The organism is Fibrella aquatica, from assembly GCF_041321135.1.
Classification (GTDB): Bacteria; Bacteroidota; Bacteroidia; order Cytophagales; family Spirosomataceae; genus Fibrella; species Fibrella aquatica.
The window spans coordinates 138,455-162,511 of sequence record NZ_JBGGWF010000008.1 but is presented as its reverse complement, the minus strand read 5'-3'; the positions used below and the strand labels follow the sequence as shown (position 1 = coordinate 162,511).

The window sequence follows — 24,057 nt, the reverse complement described above, 5'->3', positions numbered from 1 at the left end:
GTCATGTAACTTCAACATGCAAATCTAACGTACCCGCGTGCTACCCGACGGATTTTTATCTTTTATTAACGAACACCAGCTTTTTGGCCCTGCAGACCGGGTCTTACTCGCCGTAAGTGGTGGTATCGATTCGGTGGTGCTGGTCAGGCTGATGCAGCAGGCTGGCTTTACGTTTGGTATTGCCCACGTAAACTTCGGTTTACGTGGAGCCGATTCCGACGCCGACGCAGCCTTTGTGCAGAACATGGCTCATCATTACGGGGTTCCGTTTCATGTAACCCGCTTCGACACCCTAACCGAAGCCTCTCTCCGGCACGAATCAACGCAGGTCACGGCCAGGCAATTACGCTACAACTGGTTCCGCGAGATACAACTTCAGTACGGGTACGTTGCCGTAGCCACAGCCCACCACCTGAACGATGTGCTGGAAACAATACTGCTTAACCTGATACGCGGAACTGGGTTGTCTGGTCTACGCGGTATGCCCATTCAATCGGAACTGTCGGAAACAGGACCACACCTGGTTCGACCGCTCTGGTTCGCTACCCGCTCGGCTATTGAGGTATACGCAGAACAGCATGAATTAGACTGGCGTGAAGACGCGTCGAACGCATTGGATAAGTACAGCCGTAACAAAATCCGGCATCAGGTTGTGCCGGTGCTGGAACAAATCAACCCGGGTCTGCTTCGGGCCCTGCCGCGTTCGCTGAGTCAGTTACGCGCCGCCGAAACCATCCTTCAGAACGATATAGTAGCTTCGTTTCAACGGTGCATAAGCCCAATCAGCAACGGATTTATCATTGACCTTTCGGCATTGGTAAGCTACCCCGAACCCCTATTCAGATTGGGCGAATGGCTAAGGCCTTACGGCTTCACACCCGATGTATTGGCCCAATGCTGGCATGCAGTTGACCCAAACAGGCACGTACCCGGCCAGATTGGTCAGGTGTTTCTTGCCCCTGAATACCGCTTGCTCCATGACCGGCAACAACTTTGGCTACTCCCGCGGCAGGTAACCCCCGTTTTATCAGTACACTTAACCGATTGGCCAACATCACCAGTTGATCTGGCCAGTGACGGCCAATTAACCATTCGCGTCATAAACCGAACTGATTGGGACCAAAAGTGGCCAACAGACTCTAACACCGCTTTGTTTGATGCCGACAGCCTTCCCTTTCCATGGACCCTTCGCCGATGGTGCGAGGGTGACCGATTTGTGCCGCTTGGCATGAACGGAAGTCGACTGGTCAGCGATTTCCTGGCCGATACTAAGCTGGGTCTTCCGCTGCGTGAGCGGGTGCGGGTGCTGGAATGCAACGGACGGATTATGTGGGTGGTGGGGATGCGCATTGCTCAAACAGCCCGGATTACCCAAAAAACCAGGCGTATCTGCTGCGTAGAAGGGCTTAAATTTTAATAAATAATCTAATCTATAGGCTAAATTACGAGCTTTATTGATTTACGAATTTTCAGCTGTTTGGCCCCACATCACCTTCACAGCTACACTTTGGCACTTATTTTGATGTTACCCTTTCGGGAAACCCATAGTTTAAAACAGATTACATCATGAACCGATCAATACGGGTTGTGCTCTTACTAGCCGGGCTGCTAATGACGTCGCTGACGCTGCACGCGCAGAGCGGGCGACTTAAGGCCGCCAATAAACAGTACGATAATTACAGTTATCTGACGGCAGTACGCCTATACGAAGAGTTTTTGCGTGGAAAACCAGGCGATGCCACCGAAGTGAAGGAGGCGATGACTAAGCTGGGTTTCAGCTACCGTAAACTACAGGATACGCGTAATGCAGAACGGGTATACGGTGAACTGGTTGCGAACTATCCGGACCTGGAAAGCGAGGTGTATCTCTACTACGCACAGGCATTGGCCCAAAACGGCAAGAGCCGCGAAGCGCAGAAAATGTATAGTCAGTATGGGCAGCGGCAAAGCAATGACTTACGCGGCCGTACCGGTACAATCACCTACATGGACCTCAGCCGCTTTTACCTCGACTCCTCGTCGTACCGGGTTCAGAATTTACCTATTAACTCGCGCCAGGCTGATTTTAGCCCGATGTTTTATAAAAAAGGGCTTGTCTTTGTCTCCTCGCGTGATGAAGGAGGGGCGATCAAACGCGTTTTCTCGTGGAACCAGACACCCTTTCTGGATCTGTATTCTTTCCCGGACACTAATCAGCTTCGCATTCCCGGCTTCGATCCGGTGGTGAAACCTGCCGCAACGGCCGTATTGGGCGGTGGTGGTCCGGCAGCCGATCAGTCGGTGGAAATTGAAGCCGAGAACAAGCCGATCTCCAAATCAGAGAAGTTTAGCCGGACTCTGAACACGAAGTATCACGAAGGGCCGGTAACCTTTACGCAGGATCAGAACTTCATTGTTTTTACCCGGAACAACGGCAGCAAAGGCAAATCAGCCAAGAGCAGCGAAGGCATTCGTAAACTGAAACTATACTCGGCGGTATACCGGGGCAGCAAGTGGCACGATGTCACGGAACTACCCTTCAACAGCAACGAATACTCGGTGGGTCACCCGGCTTTCTCGCCCGACGATCAGCGGTTGTATTTTGTCTCGGATATGCCCGGTGGTTACGGAGGAACGGACCTTTACGTGGTTGAATTTAAAAACGGCGAATGGGGTACACCCGTAAACATGGGTAAAGAGCTCAATACCGAGGGTAACGAAATGTTCCCTTACGTAGATGCAGGTGGCAATCTCTACTTCGCCTCTGACGGACATGCCGGTTTAGGTGGCCTCGACGTGTTTTATGCCGAACTGAAAGATGGCGTTCCCTACCGTGATGTACAGAACGTAGGCTACCCGATAAACTCCGAAAAAGACGATTTTGGCCTGATCACCGACAAAGGACGTACCTCCGGTTATTTCAGCAGTAACCGCCGCAAGGGCATTAGCGACGATGATATCTACTCGTTCCGCCGGTCTTGCAAGCAGCTTAATATTCTGGTGTTCGATGCTAAAAGTGGTGCCCCCATCAGTACCGCCGATGTGCGTATTGTGCGTAACGGATCGAACCAGGATTTGAAAGTTACCAACAACGAAGGCAAAACGGATTTGTGCCTCGACGTGAACACCGAATACGAGTTCAAGGCTGTTAAAGAAGGCTACGCGCCCAACAGTGTGCGCTTCTCTACGCTGACCCAGTCGAATCGGCCACAGATGAATGTGTCTATTTATCTGGAAAAAAGCGAGAATACCATTGTACGCGGTGTCATAAAAACCGAGGTTAACCAGAAGCCTGCCGAAGGCGTAAAAGTGACCCTTCGGAACGAACGGGATAAGTCAGAGAAAACAATGGTGACCGGCCCCGATGGCGGTTATGAATTTGACGTGAAGCCTAACTCTCCGTTCACCATCACGGCTCAAAAAGACCGGTATGCCACCAAACGTACCCCAAGCAAAGTAATTAAGGGAAAAGCACAGCGCAGTTCGGTCGACTCGCTCGGTCTTTATGGCGAAGGGGATGTGTTCCAGCTCAAGAATATTTATTACGACCTGAACAAGTTCTTCATACGGCCCGATGCAGCCCGAGAACTGAACCATGTAGTGGCTATTCTGAAAGAATATCCAACCATGAAAATCGAACTACGTTCGCATACCGATGCCCGTTCGAGCGACGCATACAACATGCGTTTGTCAGAAAGTAGAGCCCGGGCCGCTATCGATTACATTGCCTCACGAGGTATCAGTCCTAGCCGATTAACGGCTCGCGGATACGGTGAAAGCGAAATTGTGAATGGTTGCACCGACGGAATCGACTGTGCAGAAACAGAACATCAACAAAACCGGCGTACTGAATTCAAAATTCTGGCCGTGAAATAAGTCCTTGTGTTGTGAGGTAGATTGGGGAAGGCGTAGGTTTTATAACCTGCGCTTTCTCTTTTTACGCTGAATAAGGCGGCCAATAAAGTCAGTAGCCCGTTTGTGAAATAGATTCTCGCCAGAAAACCTTTTCACTTTTTTTGTGTTACGTAATTAATCTGAGGGATTGTTTTATATTTGCCTACCTACGATTCAGAGGGGCTAACTCATTATTCTCCACCCTGTTTGTAGCCTGCAAGTAACTTACGTTTCCCGTTGCAGATTTTGACCGCCTGAACACCGTATCGGGCGCGGTCATCCAGACCAACCTTAGTCTCTATTTCCTGTCGTATATCCTTCAGCGTACATCATCTGTTAGCTGGCCAAAACGGCCACTTTCCAAATTCCCCCTGTGCGTGCTCACGTTGCTTCCCGACAGCAGTCTGCGCTAACCCTTACTTATGTATACTATTGACGACTTAACGTCCAAGCTCTTGTCGGAGCTACGTGGCCTTGCCGATAACTTCGGCATTTCTGACGCCACTAAATACCCTAAAAAAGACCTCGTTTATAAAATTTTGGATCAACAATCGCGGCAACCGGGCGACACTTCGCCTGTATCAGCCAATGCGGAGTCTACCACTGAAGTAGCTCCCAAAAAAGCGGCCCGTGGACGCAAAGCGCCAGCAGAGGCCATCAGCAACGTACCTGCACCTACGCTCGAGTCGGCCCTAACCTCTGTTGAAGAGGTTGCTTCAGAGGCGTCTCCCAAATCACGCCAACCGCGCGCAAAACGGGTGGCGGAGCCAACAGAATCCAGCAACACCCCATCGGCTCCGGTAGAAACGGCGGTAGTAAACACCCCTCCCGTTTCTGAGGTCAGTACAGAAGCACCGGCAACCAGCGCAGCCAGTCAACCGTTGCCAGCCCAGTCCGAACAGCCAGAGACACCAGTCGACGGTTTGCCCGAAACCCGCCGCGAACCACGCCAGCGAATGGATGGCCCGCGCCAGGGCGATACCCGTCAGGGACGTCAGGATGACCGCCGTAACCAGCCTGACGGTATTACGCGGCAGGGGCGGCAAGATCAAAATCGGCCTGACCAGCTAAACAGAAACCGGCCCGATCAAGGCGATATGCCCCGCCGGACCGACGGTGGCCGGGATGATTCCCGGCAACGGATGGATGATCGTCGTAATCAGTCTGACCGCCCACGCGATTCAGGCTACGGACGGCCCGATTCGTCGCGTTTCGATACCGGCCGCCCCGATCGGCAGTCGGGCAACCAGCCTCAGCCAAGAAACGATCGGTTTGGCAATCAGCAACGCCCCGGCCGACCCGATCAGGACGCCAATCGCAATCAGCAAACTCGCCGCGAACTGCGTGATTCGTACCGGAGTCAGAACCCGAACCAGGCGCCACCTTCGTATCAGCAACCGATTCAAAATCGTCGTCCAGCCGTTCGTGACGAAAACGCGACCAACTTTCAGCAGGAGACGGAAGAAGAGTTTGTCACACCAACGGTGATTTCGGAAGAAACGCCCGGTATGGCCAACGTACCTAACGTACCTGAGCAAGCCGACCAGGGACAGGCTTCGGCAGAAACAACTCAGGCCGACGGAGAAACGACTGGTCAGGATGGTCAGCGTCACCAGTCGCCGCAACCAACCCGCGAGCAAACCGAATATGCCCGTCAGATTCGTCGGCAGTATAACCAACACGTGCGCGAGTTCGATGGCATCATCGATAACGAAGGCGTGCTGGAAATCATGTCGGATGGTGGCTACGGCTTTATGCGCTCTGCCGATTACAATTATCTGGCTAGCCCGGATGATATTTACGTATCGCCTTCACAGATTAAACTGTTTGGTCTGAAAACCGGCGATACCATCATCGGCTCTATCCGGCCACCCAAAGAAGGTGAAAAGTATTTCGCCCTGCTGAAAGTGACCACTGTGAACGGCAAAACCACCGAAGAGATTCGCGACCGGATTCCGTTTGAATACCTTACGCCCCTTTTCCCTGAAGAGCAACTTAAACTCAGCACTCGACCCGAGGTATACTCGACCCGCGTGCTCGACCTCTTTGCTCCCATCGGTAAAGGACAGCGCGGCATGATTGTGGCCCAGCCCAAAACGGGTAAAACGGTGCTGTTGAAAGAGATTGCCAACGCCATTACCAAAAACCATCCCGAAGTGTATCTGCTGATCCTGCTGATCGACGAACGCCCGGAAGAGGTGACCGATATGGCACGGAGTGTAAACGCCGAAGTTATTTCGTCGACCTTCGATGAGCAGGCCGACCGCCACGTGAAAGTGGCCAGCATGGTGCTGGAAAAGGCTAAGCGTATGGTTGAATGTGGTCACGACGTAGTGATTCTCCTTGACTCGCTCACTCGTCTGGCACGGGCCTATAACACGGTTGTTCCATCATCGGGTAAGATCCTGTCGGGTGGTGTCGATGCCAATGCATTGCACAAGCCCAAGCGGTTCTTCGGGGCGGCGCGTAACGTAGAACATGGCGGTTCGCTGACCATCATTGCTACGGCCCTGATCGACACCGGTTCTAAAATGGATGAGGTAATCTTCGAAGAGTTCAAAGGCACCGGTAACATGGAACTTCAGCTCGACCGTCGCCTTGCCAACAAACGGGTTTACCCGGCCATCGATGTGATGGCGTCAGGAACCCGGAAAGAAGACCTGCTCATTGACCGTGAATCGCTGCAACGCGTCTGGATTCTGCGCAAACACATGTCGGACATGAACCCCGTTGAATCAATGGACTTCCTCCTCGACCGGATGCGCGGCACTCGCAACAACGAAGAATTCCTGATCTCAATGAACCGATAACAGTTCAGCGGAGCGCCGCTCCGCTTTGAGTATCAGTAAGAATAGCAACGTACCTGAACACAAAAAATGCCCAACCATCGCTGGCTGGGCATTTTTTATTAGAACGTACCTACTACCCTTCCAATTTAACTCCTAAATATTGGTGGGCAGCGCTTTTATCATCCCGATGATAAGAGGAATTTTGCGTTTTATCCATGAATACTGTTCATAGAACTCAAGATCCCTCCTGTCGTTGGGATAACAAAAACGCTGCCTGGGTTGCAATACTTTCACTAATTGACTGGTCAAACACCACCCACAATGCAATAAAAAAAGCCCGACCAGTGCTGATCGGGCTTTTTTTATTTTAGTCAGGTACGTTATCAGATACCTTCCAGTGTCTCGTGCGGCTTGATGGCGTCGGGGATTGATTCCGTGCCAATTTCCTCCTTAACTTCTTCAGCGATTCCCCGCTTTTTGTAGGCCTGATATACAGTATCGCGCTCGAACGGACGCTTGCCAATCAGACGAACCAAGTCATCCTGATATAGAATCTCTTTTTTCAGCAGTTCCTGCGCAATGATTTCCAATGCCTCGCGGTGGTCGGTCAGCATCGTCTTCGTACGCTCGTAAGCGCCTTCGATGATCTTCCGAACCTCCTCGTCAATCTGACGGGCTGTTTCTTCCGAATACGGCTTGTTGAACGAGTACTCCGATTGTTTCGAATCGTAGAATGATACGTTACCAATCTTGTCGTTCATACCGTACATGGTTACCATGCTATAGGCCAGCTTGGTAATTCGCTCCAGATCGCTCAGCGCACCGGTCGAAATTTTGTCGAACACGAGGTCTTCGGCGGCCCGGCCACCTAAGGCCATGCACATCTCGTCCATAAGCTGTTCGGTACGGTAGAGATACTGCTCGCGGGGTAGGTATTGGGCGTAACCCAGCGCCGCCACACCACGGGGCACAATCGATACTTTCACCAGCGGGTCAGCAAATTCGAGAAACCAGCCCGCCAACGCATGCCCGGCTTCGTGATAGGCCACGATTTCCTTTTCTTCCGGCGAAATCAGCTTGTTTTTCTTCTCCAAACCACCAATTACCCGGTCCATCGCATCCTGGAAATCAATCATTTCAACTGATTCCTTGTCATGACGGGCCGCAATCAGCGCAGCTTCATTACATACGTTGGCAATTTCGGCACCGGCAAAACCAGGTGTCTGAGCGGCCAATTCTTTCGGCTCCACATCAGACGACAGTTTGATGGGTTTCAAGTGAACTTTAAAAATTGCTTCCCGACCAATGATATCCGGCTTGTCGATGCTGATCTGACGGTCGAAACGACCGGGACGTTGCAGGGCTGAGTCGAGTACATCAGGGCGGTTGGTGGCGGCCAGAATAATGATACCGGAGTCGGTAGCAAAACCGTCCATCTCTACCAACAGTGAGTTCAGCGTGTTTTCGCGCTCATCATTGGCACCCGGCATCGAGCCACGGCCACGTGAGCGGCCTACGGCGTCGATCTCATCGATAAAGATGATACAGGGCGCTTTTTCTTTGGCTTGTTTGAAGAGGTCACGTACCCGGGCGGCACCAACACCCACAAACATTTCCACGAAATCGGAACCCGACAGTGAGAAGAACGGAACGCCTGCCTCACCAGCCACGGCTTTCGCTAACAACGTTTTACCCGTACCCGGAGGGCCAATCAGCAACGCACCTTTCGGGATTTTAGCTCCCAGCTTGGTGAACTTCGACGGATTTTTCAGGTAATCGACAATCTCCTTAATTTCTTCTTTGGCTTCATCCAGACCGGCTACGTCGTTAAACGTGATCTTCACTTTGCTATCGGCATCGAACAGCGCGGCTTTCGATTTACCAATGTTGAAGATCTGACCACCCGGACCACCGCCGCCCGACATGCGCCCCAAAATGAAGTACATGGCCAGAATCATGGCGATGAAGAAACCGTACGTAGCTAACTGACTGGCAAAATCGGTACGGGTTTCAACGTTGAAATCGATTTTCTGATCGATAGACTTTTCTTTCTGAATCCCTTCCAGATCACGTTTCAGCGATTCGGCCGAAGGCACTTCAAACTGATAGTGCGGCCCGGCGCCGTTTCCGAAATAAGGTTTTTCACCGTTCAAACCCCGGTATTCGGGTTTTTGAAGAGCTTGTTGAGTCAGGGTGATCTCGGCGTATTTATCGTTAACTACGGTGACTTTTTGCACATCGTTGTTACGAGCCATACGCTCAAACTGACGGGCCGACGTAGGGCGTACAGAGGTGTTTTTACTCAGGAACGCGATGCCCAAAATTGCGGCAATCAGCAGAACCACAATCCAGCCCTGGAAATTTGGTTTCCGAGGCAACCGGGGCAGTGGATTTTTATTGTTGTTGTTATCAGACATTTCGACAGGTTATACAGAAATCGGTTAATAGGGAAACACAGTACAATAGTGAATGTTTTTACTATTGTACTGTGAACAGGAAGACAACCAGCCCGTGTTCGACAGCCTAGCGCTGCACAAGCATATCGGTTTCGTTATCCACCCAGGTCATCTCGGCATCCCCCCAAAGCTGTTCGAGATCATAAAAAGTCCGGCGCTCTTTCTTAAACACGTGCACAACAACGTCCATGTAATCCAGCAGGATCCATTCGCGGTTTAGCTTGCCTTCGCGGTTTGAGGGAAATACCCGGCTAATTTTCAATATTTCTTCTTCGATTGAGCCGGCGATGGCGTCGATCTGTGTATCGGAGCTACCAGAACAGATTACAAAGTAGTCGGTAACGGCATTTTTTACTTGACGCAGATCCATCACCACAATGTCCTGCGCTTTTTTCTCCTGCATTCCTTTGACGACCAGATCACGGAGTTGTTCGGTCGTTAATTCTGTTAGTTTGGCTGAAACAGCGTTTTGAATCATGCTTTGCGTGTAAACTTGTGAGCGCAAACAAGTAGCGGGTACGTGGCCAAATGAAGGAAGCAACTGCTTCAGCGCACCATACGTTATTTGACTAATCTATAATCGTAACAATCTTTTGTACAAAATTTATCCCAAAACCCTCTTCGTGGGGCAAAAAATCGTTTATCTGCCAAGCTGTCAGTCCACCAACGATGAAGCAGCCCGGCTATTGAACCAGGATGACCCTACCTCAACGGGCCATACGATCCCCGAAGGTACGATTGTTGTCACCGATCAGCAGACCAAAGGGCGTGGTCAACGCGGCAATACGTGGGAAGCGCAATCGGGGCAAAATCTCACTTTTTCGCTGGTACTAAATCCCCATTTCCTGGCCGCTTCCGAACAGTTTTGGCTCAACATAGCCGTCTCACTTGCTATTCAAGATACGCTGACACCGCTCCTGTCCACTGCAGGATTAACGATAAAATGGCCTAACGACGTCTATGTTTACGACCGAAAGTTGGGCGGGGTATTGATCGAAAATACGCTCCAGGGCTACGCGTTGGCCTATTCTATCGTTGGCATTGGCCTGAATGTGAATCAACTCGCCTTCAGCGTACCCACAGCAACGTCGTTGCTGCTCGAATCACCCATACCAGATGGCTACTCGCTACCAGGACTATTGACAGCGTTGGCCGAACAACTCGAAAAACGGTACCTGCAATTGCGATCGGGGCATCGACATGTACTCCGCGCCGCGTATTTACAGCACCTGTACCGCTACCAAATTCCAGGTACGTACTTGGCCGATGATCAGCTTTTCACGGGCATTATCGTCGACCTCGACCCAACCGGACGTCTTGGCATCCTGACAGAAGGTGTCACCCGCTTTTTCGCCTTCAAAGAAGTAAGCTTTGTCAGTTAACAGTTATCAGTTATCAGTTATCAGTGGCTCCGCTGAGGAACGCAGTCTCGTGGCGCACAACGTACTTAAGCAGCGCTGATAACTGTTTACTGATAACTGATAACTGACAAAGCTTACTTCATCGCTTCTTCTACGGGGTTACCGATGCAGCCGTTGGGTTCCAGAATGCCGAGAAGGGCGCAAACTGTGGGGGCGATGTCGGCGATTTGGGTGCGGTGAAACGTTTGCCCCACTTTCACGCCCCAGCCGTAAATCAGGAAGGGTACGTGCGTATCGTATGGATACATGGTTCCGTGGGTGGTGCCTCGGCTACGCCCCTCAAACCAGCCCGCCTGTAGCATCACATAAAAATCGCCGCTGCGGTTGGGGTGATATACGTTACGCAACATGGCCAACTGATTGTCGGGAAGTTGCGTGTTACCCAAATCGTGTAGGTTAATGACGTTGATAATGCCTTTCTGCGCCAGCAGCGTAGCCCGAACAATCGCATACACTTCCTGCATCGGTATTTTTTTCTCGGCCAGCAACGGCGTGTTCAGGTGAATCTGCTGGTTGAAGTACGTCAACATCCACTGTCCTGGCCCGTAAGCTTTAGCTAATGCTTCTTTCACCGCCGTGCTTATCTCACTACCCGACTTTATATCAGCCGGGATGCGGTAGGTTCTCGAAAAGGCCGGAATATCGGCTGCGCCGTGATCAGCCGACAGAAAGGCGAGCCACTCTCCTTTACCCACCTTGGCATCCAGCTGATTGAAAAAATCCTGCAATTGAAGATCTAGCCTTAGGTATTCGTCTTCCGTTTCAATCGCGTGCGTGCCAAAAGCATGCCCCACATAGTCGGGCGTTGAGAAGCTCACCGCCAGCAGATCGGTGATATTGTCTTTACCCAGTTGCTCGCCATCGATGGCAGCCAATGCAAATTCTTTGGTGAGTTGATCGCCGAAAGGCGTTGCACGCAGCACTTCGTACCGATTTTGACCGGCTATGCCCACAAACTCATGCGGGAAAATAGATTTGGTATCGCCCGGCAGGGTGGCTTCGTAAGGTTGATCGTCTGTAGTGCTCTCTACATACTGATCGAGGGGCAACAGCAGGTCCCACCGTTGCCGAATAAACTGTTCGGGTTGGCGGCGGTTATTGTAGGCTTGAGCCCAGGCGGGTAGATCGTTCCGGTAAAACGTGCTGGTAATCCAGTTACCATCTTTCGAGTCGAACCAGTAGGCTCCGTCTGCCGCGTGACCAGCGGGCAGAATAGACCCACGATCTTTCAGGGCTACGCCAATTACTTTGGCCCGGTTGTCGGTGGCTAACTTCAATTGATCGCCAATCGTGGTCACCAGCAAATTACGGGGCGACATATGCCCTGCCGACCCGGTGTTCCCAACCGTTTTAACGGAAGTATCTTCGGCACAATACACCAGACGACCCAACTGACGATCGTAATAGTCATTGCCAACAATTCCGTTCAAAGCCGGAGCCGAGCCGGTATAAATGGCTGCGTGGCCAGGGCCGGTATAGGTAGCCGCGTAATGGTAATGGTTGTTTCGGCAGTTATAGCCCTGTTCAATCAGTCGCCGGAAACCACCGCCGGTTTTCAATGAACTGTACCGATCATAATAGCGATACAGGTAGTCGTAGCGCATCTGATCAATCACAATGCCGACAACCAGCTTTGGCCGGGCCGACGAATTGGCATTGGCAGGAGTGGTGGTTGGTGTCAGGGTAGTTGCGGGCGCTTTTTTCGGCTGACCAACGGCTGAAACAGTGCAAAAAAGAGCAAAGAGAAATAACGGGGAAGCGAAACGCGTCATGGATTAATACGTCGAAACGAGCTATAGATGCCCACAAAGGTAACGAACAAATCCGGCGCGGCTACCGTTGACTGTATTACCAAACCACGAAGCTATCGGCTTGTTCATGCCTCAACGAATGACGTTTAACCCCGCCCAGATTGGCAACAAGGGCATTTGGATTGCACTGATCATTTTGTCGGCCTGGTTCGGTCTGCTCGCGTTTCTGCTTACGTACCAAAGCCCCGAACCGTCTGTTGCCGGCATTGGCATAAGCTGGTCCGATCCCCTTGTCTATCTCTTCGTGCTGCTTCAGACTCACCTCTACACGGGTGTGTTCATCACGGCCCACGATGCTATTCACGGCGTAGTAGCGCCCAACAACAAACGCATTAACACAACGATTGGCTGGGTGGCAACGACTTTGTTTGCCTACAACAGCTACGGAAAGTTATCGGCGGGACATCACCTGCATCACCGCCACGCGGCCACTGAGCATGACCCAGACTATCATCGGGGTAATGCCAACATGCTGCTCTGGTTTATCGACTTTGCCCGTAGCTACGTGTCTATCTGGCAAATCCTGGCGATGGCCGCTACCTATAACGTGCTGAAAATCTGGTTTCCAATGGAAAACCTGATCATTTTCTGGATGGTCCCGGCTTTCCTGAGCACCTTCCAGTTGTTCACCTTTGGCACGTACCTGCCCCATCGCGGCGACCATGAAAATCCGCCCCACAATGCCCGCAGTCAAGGCCTCAACCACGTATGGGCATTCGTTTCCTGCTATTTTTTCGGCTACCACTTCGAACACCACAATCAACCCTACCTGCCGTGGTGGAAACTGGCTGAGGCGAGAGAGATGGAAGAATTAAGAGTTAAGAATTAAGAGTTGCTTCGCTAATTAAGGATTTGTTCTGTTAGCGAAGCAACTCTTAATTTTTAATTCTTAACTCTTAATTCTATTTGCTTCGTTCGATCGTGTACTGAATCAGTCCTTCCAGCGAGTTGCGGTAGGTGGAGTCGGGGAGCTTGTAGAGCAAGTCTTTAGCCTGTTGCACGTAGCTCTGCATCGTGATAGTCGCATATTCAATACCGCCTGATCCTTTCACAAATGCTATAACCTCACTGACTTGTTTGGGCTCATCGCTGTGGTTCTTGATGATATTAATAACCCGGCGCTTCTCACCCCGCCCAGCCTTGTTGAGCGCATAGATCAACGGTAGAGTCATCTTTTTCTCTTTGATGTCGATACCCAATGGCTTACCGACTTCGGCGGTGCCGTAATCGAAGAGATCATCTTTGATCTGGAAGGCCATGCCTACTTTTTCGCCAAACAGTCGGGCTGTCTCAATGACCTCTACCGACGCATTCACAGAGCGCGCGCCCATAGCGCAGCAAGCGGCGATAAGCGAAGCCGTTTTTTGCCGGATAATCTCGTAATATACGCCTTCATCAATGTCGAGCCGACGGGCTTTTTCCATCTGAAGCAATTCGCCTTCCGATAGGTCTTTAACCGCTTTATTACCGATGCCTAACAGGTCGAAATCGCCATTATCGAGTGAAAGCGCCAAACCACGGGCAAGCAGATAATCGCCTACCAACACCGCGATTTTATTTTTCCAAAGGGCATTGACCGAGAAGAAACCGCGCCGGTAATTAGAATCATCGACCACATCGTCGTGAACCAGCGATGCCGTATGCAGCAGTTCGATCAGGGCCGCCCCCCGGTAGGTAGAGTCGTTGATGGTACCGCAAACGCCCGCTGTCAGAAACACGAACATGGGGCGGAGTTGCTTGCCTTTACGCCGAACAATGTAGTTCGTGATCTGATCGAGCAACATCACGTCGCTCTTCATCAAATCTTTGAATGTTTGCTCGAACCGATTCATCTCAGCGGCAATCGGAGCCTGGATGTCGGCGATTGTAAGGGTCATTGGGTTAACTGTGGGGGGCAACGCTCAGCGTTACCCGGCTAAGTGGGTTCGTGGTCGTCCGCGATACGCCATTTGTGAATTGTGACTGGGCAAAAGTAGCTACGAATTGACGAACTGTTCGGAAAAATTACAATCTTCGACGCGCTCATCAAGTAATCAACCGGCTTCATTCACTCTCCTTACCCCCATACATATTCACTAACTCCATGCCCGACTTACCCACCATTCCTGCTTCTGAAGTTCATTCTGAGTTATTACCTACCTCCTGCGGACGCACGCTTGTGCTCGGTGGCGGCTCCTTAAAGGGCGCTTTTCAATGTGGGGCAATTCTGTCTGTTCTGGAGAAAGGCTTCAAACCCGAAGCGATCTACGGCATTTCGGTGGGCAGCCTGAACGCCACCTTTCTGGTCAACGAAGCCAATCGCCAGCATGCCGAAACGGGGCAGATCGACTGGCCTAAGGTCGGCCGGGCCTTACTCGAATTCTGGGTCAAGAACATCACAAAGCCCGACGATGTAGCCGTGATTCGGTCGCGCTTTCTGACAGGCTACAATACGCTGTTCAGCCGATTCGACGGCCTCCTGGATAATGCTCCCCTCCGCGAGCTGGTTTATCGTTATATCAACGTCGACACACTCCGACAGGGACCCATCAAACTGAAGGTGGGCGCTGTGAATATTACCGAAGGCGATATGGTGTATGCCTCCCCCAAGGACGAATACTTTCTCGATTATGTTTTTGCCAGCAGTTCACTCCCTTTTCTGATGCCTGCGGTACCCATCGGCGGCGACCATCGGAAGGCCTTTCTGGATGGTGGCTTGCGCGAAGTAGCCCCCTTGCGGGAAGCGCTCGATGATGGCGCTACTGAGCTGGTCTGCGTGGCCTGTCACTCTAAACGAATTTTCAACGAATCGTTTAATTACCGCAACTTGTTGAACCTGGTGGAGCGGGTGAAAGATATCATGATCAACCAGATTGTGAACAACGACATTGCCTGGGCCGAACGATTCGTTGACCGGGAAAAGCTGCGCGGCCATACCTTCAGCCTAACCGTTATTCGCCCCACCGAACCCCTTAACCTGAACCTGCAAAAGTTCACCTCTGACGACATCGGCAAGCTAATCGTGCAAGGCTACAAGGCTGGCACTGATATATTGACTAAAGGAGTAGGCTGATGCATGACGGCGCTGCTAAGCCTACCAATTAACCATTTACCAAAAAAGAACCCCGACCAGATATGGCCGGGGTTCTTCTCGAAATCCAGGTACGTTATACTTCTTAGTTGAAGATATAACGCAAACCAAACTGTGCTTGCCAAACAGCGTTCAGCGATATGTTTGGCCGGAATGAGTCACGCAGTAGAACAGTTCTAGACACATTACCTTCTGTGATCTGCTGAGTAGCCAGACGATACGAAACAGTACCGTTTGCAGCTACTGTTGCAGCCAGCGGGTTAAACGAAGTAGATACGTTACCAACACCCCATGTATCTTTCAGCAGGTTACCTACGTTCAGGATATCAGCCCGCAATTGGATCGTGTTACGCTTGCCTTTGGCACCTACCGAGAAGTAGAACTCCTGGATAAATGTGAAATCAGCACGCACTAACCAGGGGAATGCACCGCCATTGCGCTCAGCATACTGACCACGACGAGTTTTCAGGTAGTCATTACCATCGATGAACGCGTCAAATGCCGCCTGCTGTTGGGCAGCAGTATATGTTACAGATGAAGCAGGTGTAGTAGCTGTAGCAGCCGAATTTACAACCAATGGCAGGAACGTTAGATCAGAAGCCCGGTTTGGCACGAACATCAAATCATTCGATGTCTGTCCGTCACCATTCAAATCCTGATTGTAGGTATATGAAATCTTCGATCCGCTGTTTGCCACGAGACCCAACGTGAAGGTAGACGAGCCACCTACTTTACCGCCGTAGTTCAACCGGTAGTTCAACAAACCAACAATACGATGACGCAAGTCATTATCTGAGTACGTCAGGGGCAGGTAGTTCTGACCTATTGTGGTAGGTACGTTGGCCTGAACCGTGCTACCTACGAAAGCAATATCACGCGCTTCGCCGTAGGTATACGAGATAAATCCACCGAATCCTTTCGAGGCAGGCTTTTCCAACTTAACCGTGGCGATGTATGAATCACCCTGATCTGTGTTTTTCAGGACAAAGGCGTTACCAATCGTTGGATTGATGAAACGGGCATTAGTAGCCGCTGCGCCCGACAATCCTGAAGCAGGGAAACGAGGGCGGGTATCAGCACCAGTCAACGCACCGGTAGGTGCTTTCAGGTTAGCATCGATATAACGTAGACCATTCAACGTCTTGTTATAGATAAATTCAACCGTACCTACCAGGCCAAAAGGCAAACGCTGGTCAACCGCAATGTTCGTCTTCCAGATTTGTGGGTATTTCAGATCCTGATCAGAAGCGTTAACTGCATAACCCGTTAAACTGGCAGGGCTCGTTACAGGCGGTAGAATACCAGCAGGCAATTGGCTTGGGTCAGTGACGAATGGAACACGCGTGTTGGTCAGGTTGAATACAGCCGTATTGATACCGTTGTTACCCAACTGATTCGAGATCAACACCTCTGGAATACGTGATACGAAGAAACCGCTACCACCCCGAATCTGCGTTGTTTTATCGCCTTTCACATCCCAGTTGAAACCAACACGGGGCGAAAGTAACAGACGCGTTTTAGGGAACGAACCCGTTGTGATCTTGTACGGAGCACCGTTTTCATCGTTGAACGTTAGATCAGCTACGCGCTGATTGTTGAAAGAAGCGGCGTTTGCATTGTCATACGCGTAAACGTCACCGCGCAGACCCAACGTCAGTTTAAAGTTTGGCGTGGCCTGAAACTCATCCTGAACATACGCACTATACAGATCACGGTCCAGACGTTGCAGTGGCTCAGCACCACCTGGTAGCAGTGAATACCGCAGGTTATAGCGGTTTACCGCAACGGGCGATGTTGTGCTGTTTGGGTTGCTGATCGAAGCCAACGCAGCGGTTTTGAAATCGTCGATCGAGTTGTAAACATACACACCGTTCGATGACGGGAAAAACACGTTATTCGATGTAAAGTGCTCGTATACTACACCAGCAGTCAACGTGTGTTTACCGGCGAAATAGCTGAAGTTATTCGTGATGTTGAAAGTCGAATAGTTCAGCTTGTTATTTGGCGTGAACGGATCGAAACCGATAGACGTCAGCGTAGTACCACCCGGCGCATTCAAAATGTCGATCGTTGGGAACAAATCGGTCTTGTAAGTCCGGTCTTCAACTTGCTTGTTATATGTCACAATCAGGTCATTCGACATTTTGCTACCCAACGTAGACGTCAACTCAGCGGCGATCGAACGCGTGTTATCAGCAATGATGTAACCTGTGTTCTCAGGAGACAGAGCATCCCGTGAGTTAGTCCGGTTACCATTACCAGCCGTGTTGCTACTGTTACTGCCGCTGATGGGTACGCCCGACTCTGAATCATGGTGCGAATACCGTACCGACAGTTTGTGGTTGTCATTGATGTTATAATCAATACGAGCCAATCCCTTTATACTTTTAACCGGGTTATTAAAACCATCGAATGGCCCCAACGTACGGTTGAAGTTCGTTTGCATGAACTGCGTCAGATCATCTGCCTGAGCTTGAGTCAGGCGCGAAATGTTACCACCGCCGGTTTGGCCCCGGTTCAGAGACCAGGTAAGGGCAGGCGTGCTGCTGTCGAACTGCTCACCGTTCATAAAGAAGAACAGTTTGTTTTTGATAATCGGACCACCCAACCGGAAACCGTACGTGGTCTCGCTCAGGTTAGGAGCAGGCGTGTACTCTACGCCACCTACTGTTTTACCAACCACTTTATCAGAACGGAACAGGGTGTAGACCGAACCTGAGAATTCATTCGTACCTGAACGGGTAACGGCGTTGATACCGGCACCAGTAAAGCCCGACTGACGAACATCGAATGGAGCTACGTTAACCTGAACCTGATCAAGGGCATCGAGCGATACGGCTGTTGTACCCGTACGACCACCCGCCTGCGCTGAGCTACCCAAACCAAAACCGTTGTTAAACACAGCACCATCAATGGTAATGTTGTTGAACCGGCTATCCTGACCAGCAAATGACTGACCGTTACCGTATGGGTTGTATTTGGTGATGTCGTTGATTGTACGACCAATAGTAGGCGTTGTGTTGATAGCCTCACGACCAAACGAGCTAGACGCACCGGTACGGTCAGAACTAAAGATGTCTGTCCGATTGGCTGTTACAACTACTTCGTTCAGGCTAGTGCCTTCGTCAGTTAATCTAAAGTTGGCATCGGCTGCTGTACCCAAACTGACAAACACACCGTTTACAGCCTGATCTTTGTACCCAACAAACGTTACTTTAATTGAGTAGGGACCACCAACCCGTACGGAAGGCAAGGTGTACCGACCCGCCACATTACAGGTGGTACCATAACGGGTTCCCGAAGGTTCGTGTATAGCAACAACCGTTGCACCTGGAAGACCCTCCCCTTTTGCATCCGTTACAATACCATTAATAGCACCAGTTGTTACCTGTGCCATGGCCCCGCTTCCGAGGAGTACGGCCAGCAACAGGCTGCCCAGCAGCGTGAAGGCTGCCCGGAAACGCAGTAGCTTTTTAAACATAAATGTATTTGGTTTGATTGTTAATGCAGTTCTCTTCATACCCGTAGAATTCGGCGAAGTTTTCGGCCGCAAAGGTCAGATAAGTTTTCGTCACCGCCAAAGGCCTCATCTACAAATAGTGCTACGATTTTGTTATCGTACGGGTATTTTCTTGAAAAAATCTACAATTTCCATACTATCAGCCTAGTAGGTGCTTATTATCTTATTGTTAAGCCAACCCAAAGGCAATCTTCTGCGTTTACCTACTTAACCAGACACTATTTTTTGATGACATCGACTACCGATTCAGCCGCCTCGATCAAGCTTACTCAATACAGCCACGGTGCTGGTTGCGGTTGCAAAATTGCGCCCAAAGTGCTTGACCGAATCCTGCACGGTCAAGCAAGCGGCCCAACTTCGCCCGCCAATCTGTTTTCGACCTTATTGGTCGGTAATGATGCCCGCGACGATGCCGCCGTGATGGATCTTGGCAATGGAGAAGCCATCATCAGCACCACCGATTTTTTCATGCCCATTGTCGATAGTGCGTATGATTTCGGACGAATTGCATCGGCCAATGCCATCAGTGATGTCTACGCTATGGGCGGACAACCCATCATGGCCATTGCTATTCTTGGCTGGCCCATCGATAAGCTGTCGCCGGAAATAGCGGGTGAGGTCATTGCCGGTAGCCGGGCCATTTGTGCCGAAGCCGGTATTCCGCTGGCGGGTGGGCATAGTATCGACTGTCCCGAACCGGTGTTTGGCTTGGCCGTTACCGGTCGGGTACGTATCAGCGATTTGAAGCAAAACAACACCGCCACCGAAGGCTGTGCCCTCTACCTGACCAAGCCGTTGGGCGTTGGCATATTAACCACAGCTCAGAAAAAAGGCATATTGTTGCCCGAGCATGCCGATTTAGCTCCGCGTCAGATGGCGCAGCTCAATTCGTTTGGGGCTGTCCTGGGTCACCTACCCTACGTAAAAGCCCTGACCGACGTAACTGGCTTCGGTTTGCTCGGCCACCTCACCGAAATGGCCGAAGGCAGCGGACTGAGCGCCGAAATCCAGTTCGACGACGTACCCAGACTGGATGTTGTCGATACGTATCTGGCGCAGAACAGCATTCCCGGCGGTACTCACCGCAACTGGGATAGCTACGGTCATAAAATTGACGATCTGTCCGACAACCAACGCTTCGTACTGGCTGACCCCCAGACATCTGGCGGTTTACTCATTGCCGTTGAACCCCACTGCACCGATGAGTTTGAGCGTATGGCCAAAGAAAACGGGTTCACTCTGACATCATTTGGTACGCTGGTAGCGAAACGGGAGAAAGTCGTATATGTGAACTAAATGTGTTCAAGGTTCAACCAGACCGGTCCGCCGGTGCGGTTGAACCTTGAACCAAATTTGTATGAAACTGTATTACCGCGAAGTGGGCGACCTCACAGCCACTCCACTTATTATTGTTCACGGCATTTTCGGGTCGTCAGACAATTGGCTCACCATCAGCAAAACCATTGCCGACCTGGGTTATCGAGTTATTCTACCCGATCAGCGCAATCATGGACAGTCGCCCCGAAGCGATGATTTCTCGTACGTCGACATGGCCGCCGATATCTATGAGCTGATTACTGATCTAAAGCTGGAGAAGCCTATTCTGGTTGGCCATTCGATGGGAGGCAAAACCATGATGCAATATGTATTCACATATCCAGGTACGTTCTCGCACCTGGTGATTGTTGATATTGCTCCTAAATTTTATCCGGTTCATCATAGCGAGATTCTTCGGGGACTGGCGGCTATAAACCTGAATAATGTACGCACCCGGGCCGAAGCAGATGCGGCACTAACTCCTTTCGAGCCTTCTCCGACAGTTCGCCAGTTCTTGCTTAAAAACCTGTATCGCGAAACGATTGACGGTACCGCCCAGTTTGCCTGGCGCCTGAACCTGCCCGTGATCAGCCGCGAAATTCACGGCGTTGGTGAGGAGTTGACCAATCCACACCCCGTTGCAGACCCTACTTTATTCATACGGGGACGCCGATCACCTTACATCTTAGACAGCGATTGGCCAGCGATTCTTGCGCTTTTCCCTAACGCCCACCTGGCCACGATCGAAGACGCTGGTCACTGGGTACAAGCCGAAAAGCCCGCCGAGTTTGTGGAGGTGTTGATGGGATTCTTGAATTAATAATTAAACGTGAAGAATTAAGAGTTGCTCTGCCACAAGCGAAGCAACTCTTAATTCTTCACGTTTAATTATTAATTCAAATCACTGTTCCTCCATCAGCGTAGAACAGACTGCCTGTTGAGTACGAAGACGCCGACGAGGCAAGGAATAGCGCCAGGGGGCTAATCTCGTCGGTGGTTCCCATGCGGGCAATAGGGAGGCGTTTGGTAAAGTGTGCCAGCGTCTTATCGTCCTGCCACAGTGCCTGACTGAACTTGGTTTTGATCAGGCCGGGGCAAATCGCATTCACCCGAATGCCGTCAGGCCCCCACTCCTTCGCCAGCACTTTTGTCAGCATGTTCATCGCCGCCTTGCTCACGCTGTAGAGGCCCAAACCGGGATCGGGTGTATGACCGGCAATACTACTGACCATGATGACACTGCCACCACCACGCGCTTTCATACTCGGGTAACACAGTTTACTTAACTCAAATGGTGCCTTCACGTTGGCTTGCATGATTTTGTCGAAAGCCAATCCATCGGCATCCAGCGAAGGACCAAATACGGGGTTTGAAGCCGCATTGTTCACCAGAATATCCACGCCACCATACACCGCAATGGTTTTTTCGACCAGTAGCGCCAACTGATCCATGTCGCCCACATGGGCGGCAATACCCGTAGCCTCGCCACCAGCTGCCTTAATATCGGCCGCCAACGCATCGCAAGCCTCCTGCTTGCGGCTACTCACAATCACTTTAGCGCCAAAACGGGCATATAGCCGGGCAATATCTTCGCCGATACCCTTACTGGCACCGGTAATAATAGCGACCTTATTTGTCAGGTCAAAAACGGCCTTTTCGGCATCCAGTACTGTCATTATCCAGCTTGTTGATTTAATGAATTGCACGAACGAAAGCAGTAAATAAGCTACCTATACCGCATATATAGGCAAACGTACCCAAGCATGATGTCGGCAAACAAAAGTAAGTGGTGGCATCATTTATGCGTTACAAGGGTAAGCAACGAACCTACTGGTTACAGGTTCATGCGTACATTTACCGATAATCTTCATTCCTATGCCCGCCTCATCTGATTCACCCCTGTTTGGCTCCTGGCCACGAGCCTATGCCTTGGTAATGGGCGCCTTACTGCTTGAAATTGCTTTCTTCTACGGTCTAATGCGCTGGTTCGCATGAGCAGTCTGGATTGGTGGGTACTGGGTAGCACATTGGCTATTCTGATTGGCTATGGGTTATACCGGAGTCGGGGAAAGCAAAATTTCGATGATTTTTCGCGGGCTGGCCAATCGCTGCCGTGGTATCACGTTGGGCTGTCGGTCATGGCTACGCAGGCGAGTGCCATCACCTTTTTATCTGCACCAGGGCAAGGGTACGCCGATGGCATGCGGTTCGTACAGTTTTACTTCGGCCTGCCACTCGCCATGATCGTGTTATCGATCACGTTCGTCCCTATTTTTCATAAGCTGAATGTATATACCGCTTACGAGTTTCTGGAAAAGCGATTCGATGGCCGGGTACGTTCCCTCACGGCGGGGTTGTTTCTGTTGCAACGCGGGCTGTCAACGGGCCTGTCGATTTACGCACCAGCCATCATTCTCTCTACTATTTTGGGCTGGAATATTTACCTGACCAACTTGATTATGGGCGGGTTAGTGCTCATTTATACGATAACAGGCGGTACCAAAGCCATCTCACACACGCACCTGACCCAAATGCTGATTGTCACCGTGGTGATGGTGGTGGCGGGTTGGCTCACGGTACGGCTCCTGCCCGAAAGTATGGGACTGACCGAAGCCCTGCGCGTAGCGGGCAAAGCAGGTCGGCTAAACCTGATCGACACCAAATTTGATCTCCAAAACCGGTACAACCTTTGGTCGGGACTTGTTGGTGGTTTTTTTCTGCAACTCTCTTATTTCGGTACCGATCAGTCGCAGGTGGGGCGTTACCTGACGGGGCAATCGGTTACACAGAGCCGCGTTGGCTTGCTGATGAACGGGCTACTGAAAGTACCCATGCAGTTTCTGATTTTGCTGGTGGGCGTGCTGGTATTTGTCTTTTATCAGTTCAACGAAGCGCCTATCTTCTTTAATCAGCAGGAAACCGAACGACTTCGTTCCGGGCCGCTGGCCGCCGAATTTCAATTACTCGACATCAAACACCAGACCCTGTCGGCCACTCGGCGCGAGGCGGTGGCCAACCTGGAGGTAGCTATTCAAGCCGACAACGAGGCAGGTGTAACGGAAGCAGGTGAACTCATCAAGGCCAGCGACGGTGAATTATCAAAGTTGCGCGGCGATGTCTCGGCCCTGGTGAAGCGAAACAACCCAGCGGCCGACACCAATGACGTTAACTACGTTTTTCTACGGTTCGTGCTCGACCATCTGCCCCACGGCCTCATCGGATTGTTGATTGCCGCGCTGTTCATTGCTTCTATGGGCTCGATCGCTTCGGCCTATAACTCGCTGGCGTCAACGTCGGTCGTCGACGTGTACAATCGCATCATTCCGGTTTCCAGCCAGACCATGAGTGAGGTAACTCTTTCTCGATGGTTAACGCTGGGTTGGGGGGTATTTTGCATCATTGTAGCCCAGTTTGCCAATTTGATCGGCGGAAGCATGATCGAGATTGTCAATGTGCTTGGCTCATTGTTCTACGGCGTTATCCTGGGCATTTTCTGCGTGGCCTTTTACCTCAAATCCGTTGGCGGACGAGCCACTTTCTGGGCTGCATTATTGGCCGAGGCCATTGTGGTAGGCTGCTACCAGTTCGACCTGATGGCCTTTCTCTGGCTCAACGTCGTTGGCTGTCTGCTCGTCATGGCATTTGCCCTCTTACTCAGTCAGTTTCTGCCTGCCAAAGCAGACCGGACTGCAAGGGTGTAACTAGCGCCTCCCCTCACCCCCAGCCCCTCTCCCCCTACGGGAGAGGGGAGATGCTTTGGCGTAGTTCTTCACAATAGCGAAGCTGTGGTAGTGCGACTC

Annotated in this window: 15 protein-coding genes; 9 read left to right on the top strand and 6 right to left on the bottom strand. The window is 51.2% G+C overall.

Translation table 11 applies throughout. The features are described 5' to 3' along the window. The first annotated feature begins 37 nt into the window (after positions 1-37). The 3 genes from tilS (at position 38) to rho (ending at position 6,683) form a co-directional block, all read left to right on the top strand. Positions 38-1,417: a tRNA lysidine(34) synthetase TilS gene (gene tilS, locus ACAW87_RS18145; protein WP_370725055.1), complete on the top strand. Its 1,380-nt coding sequence runs from the start codon at positions 38-40 to the stop codon at positions 1,415-1,417. Positions 1,418-1,566: 149 nt separating this feature from the next. Continuing rightward, the gene (locus ACAW87_RS18140) at positions 1,567-3,855 is read left to right on the top strand and encodes a carboxypeptidase regulatory-like domain-containing protein (protein WP_370725054.1); all 2,289 of its coding nucleotides are present in this window, start codon (positions 1,567-1,569) and stop codon (positions 3,853-3,855) included. 440 nt (positions 3,856-4,295) lie between these two features. Further along, complete coding sequence (rho, locus tag ACAW87_RS18135) at positions 4,296-6,683, top strand: transcription termination factor Rho (RefSeq protein ID WP_370725053.1); 2,388 nt, start codon at positions 4,296-4,298, stop codon at positions 6,681-6,683. A gap of 362 nt (positions 6,684-7,045) precedes the next feature. On the opposite strand, the gene ftsH is transcribed toward rho, so the two are convergent. Together ftsH and rsfS are read right to left on the bottom strand one after the other, a co-directional pair. Then, positions 7,046-9,079, bottom strand: a complete 2,034-nt coding sequence (gene ftsH, locus ACAW87_RS18130) for an ATP-dependent zinc metalloprotease FtsH (protein ID WP_370725052.1) — start codon at positions 9,077-9,079, stop codon at positions 7,046-7,048. A gap of 106 nt (positions 9,080-9,185) precedes the next feature. Beyond that, entirely contained in the window at positions 9,186-9,596 is a 411-nt protein-coding gene (gene rsfS / locus ACAW87_RS18125) for a ribosome silencing factor (protein ID WP_370725051.1), read from the bottom strand. 115 nt (positions 9,597-9,711) lie between these two features. Between rsfS and ACAW87_RS18120 the strand changes: the two genes are divergently transcribed. Next, positions 9,712-10,500, top strand: coding sequence for a biotin--[acetyl-CoA-carboxylase] ligase (locus ACAW87_RS18120; RefSeq protein ID WP_370725050.1), 789 nt, complete (start codon positions 9,712-9,714; stop codon positions 10,498-10,500). A gap of 113 nt (positions 10,501-10,613) precedes the next feature. Here ACAW87_RS18120 and pafA read toward each other — a convergent pair whose 3' ends face one another. Further along, the gene (pafA, locus tag ACAW87_RS18115) at positions 10,614-12,311 is read right to left on the bottom strand and encodes an alkaline phosphatase PafA (protein ID WP_370725049.1); all 1,698 of its coding nucleotides are present in this window, start codon (positions 12,309-12,311) and stop codon (positions 10,614-10,616) included. A 106-nt stretch (positions 12,312-12,417) separates the two neighbouring features. Here pafA and ACAW87_RS18110 point away from each other — a divergent pair, with 106 nt between their 5' ends. Further along, positions 12,418-13,179, top strand: a complete 762-nt coding sequence (locus ACAW87_RS18110; protein ID WP_370725048.1) for a fatty acid desaturase — start codon at positions 12,418-12,420, stop codon at positions 13,177-13,179. 73 nt (positions 13,180-13,252) lie between these two features. Here the strand turns inward: ACAW87_RS18110 and ACAW87_RS18105 are convergent, their stop codons facing one another. Next, entirely contained in the window at positions 13,253-14,227 is a 975-nt protein-coding gene (locus ACAW87_RS18105) for a polyprenyl synthetase family protein (RefSeq protein ID WP_370725047.1), read from the bottom strand. 206 nt (positions 14,228-14,433) lie between these two features. Here ACAW87_RS18105 and ACAW87_RS18100 point away from each other — a divergent pair, with 206 nt between their 5' ends. Beyond that, the gene (locus tag ACAW87_RS18100) at positions 14,434-15,402 is read left to right on the top strand and encodes a patatin-like phospholipase family protein (protein WP_370725046.1); all 969 of its coding nucleotides are present in this window, start codon (positions 14,434-14,436) and stop codon (positions 15,400-15,402) included. Between the two features lie 103 nt (positions 15,403-15,505). Here the strand turns inward: ACAW87_RS18100 and ACAW87_RS18095 are convergent, their stop codons facing one another. Continuing rightward, the gene (locus ACAW87_RS18095) at positions 15,506-18,901 is read right to left on the bottom strand and encodes a TonB-dependent receptor (protein WP_370725045.1); all 3,396 of its coding nucleotides are present in this window, start codon (positions 18,899-18,901) and stop codon (positions 15,506-15,508) included. A 267-nt stretch (positions 18,902-19,168) separates the two neighbouring features. On the opposite strand from ACAW87_RS18095, the gene selD reads away from it, so the two are divergent. Further along, the gene (selD, locus tag ACAW87_RS18090) at positions 19,169-20,236 is read left to right on the top strand and encodes a selenide, water dikinase SelD (RefSeq protein ID WP_370725044.1); all 1,068 of its coding nucleotides are present in this window, start codon (positions 19,169-19,171) and stop codon (positions 20,234-20,236) included. Between the two features lie 61 nt (positions 20,237-20,297). Further along, the gene (locus tag ACAW87_RS18085; protein WP_370725043.1) at positions 20,298-21,077 is read left to right on the top strand and encodes an alpha/beta fold hydrolase; all 780 of its coding nucleotides are present in this window, start codon (positions 20,298-20,300) and stop codon (positions 21,075-21,077) included. A gap of 76 nt (positions 21,078-21,153) precedes the next feature. Here ACAW87_RS18085 and ACAW87_RS18080 read toward each other — a convergent pair whose 3' ends face one another. Further along, complete coding sequence (locus tag ACAW87_RS18080) at positions 21,154-21,933, bottom strand: glucose 1-dehydrogenase (protein WP_370725042.1); 780 nt, start codon at positions 21,931-21,933, stop codon at positions 21,154-21,156. A 315-nt stretch (positions 21,934-22,248) separates the two neighbouring features. On the opposite strand from ACAW87_RS18080, the gene ACAW87_RS18075 reads away from it, so the two are divergent. Then, positions 22,249-23,958, top strand: coding sequence for a sodium:solute symporter family protein (locus ACAW87_RS18075; protein ID WP_370725041.1), 1,710 nt, complete (start codon positions 22,249-22,251; stop codon positions 23,956-23,958). Positions 23,959-24,057: the final 99 nt, after the last annotated feature.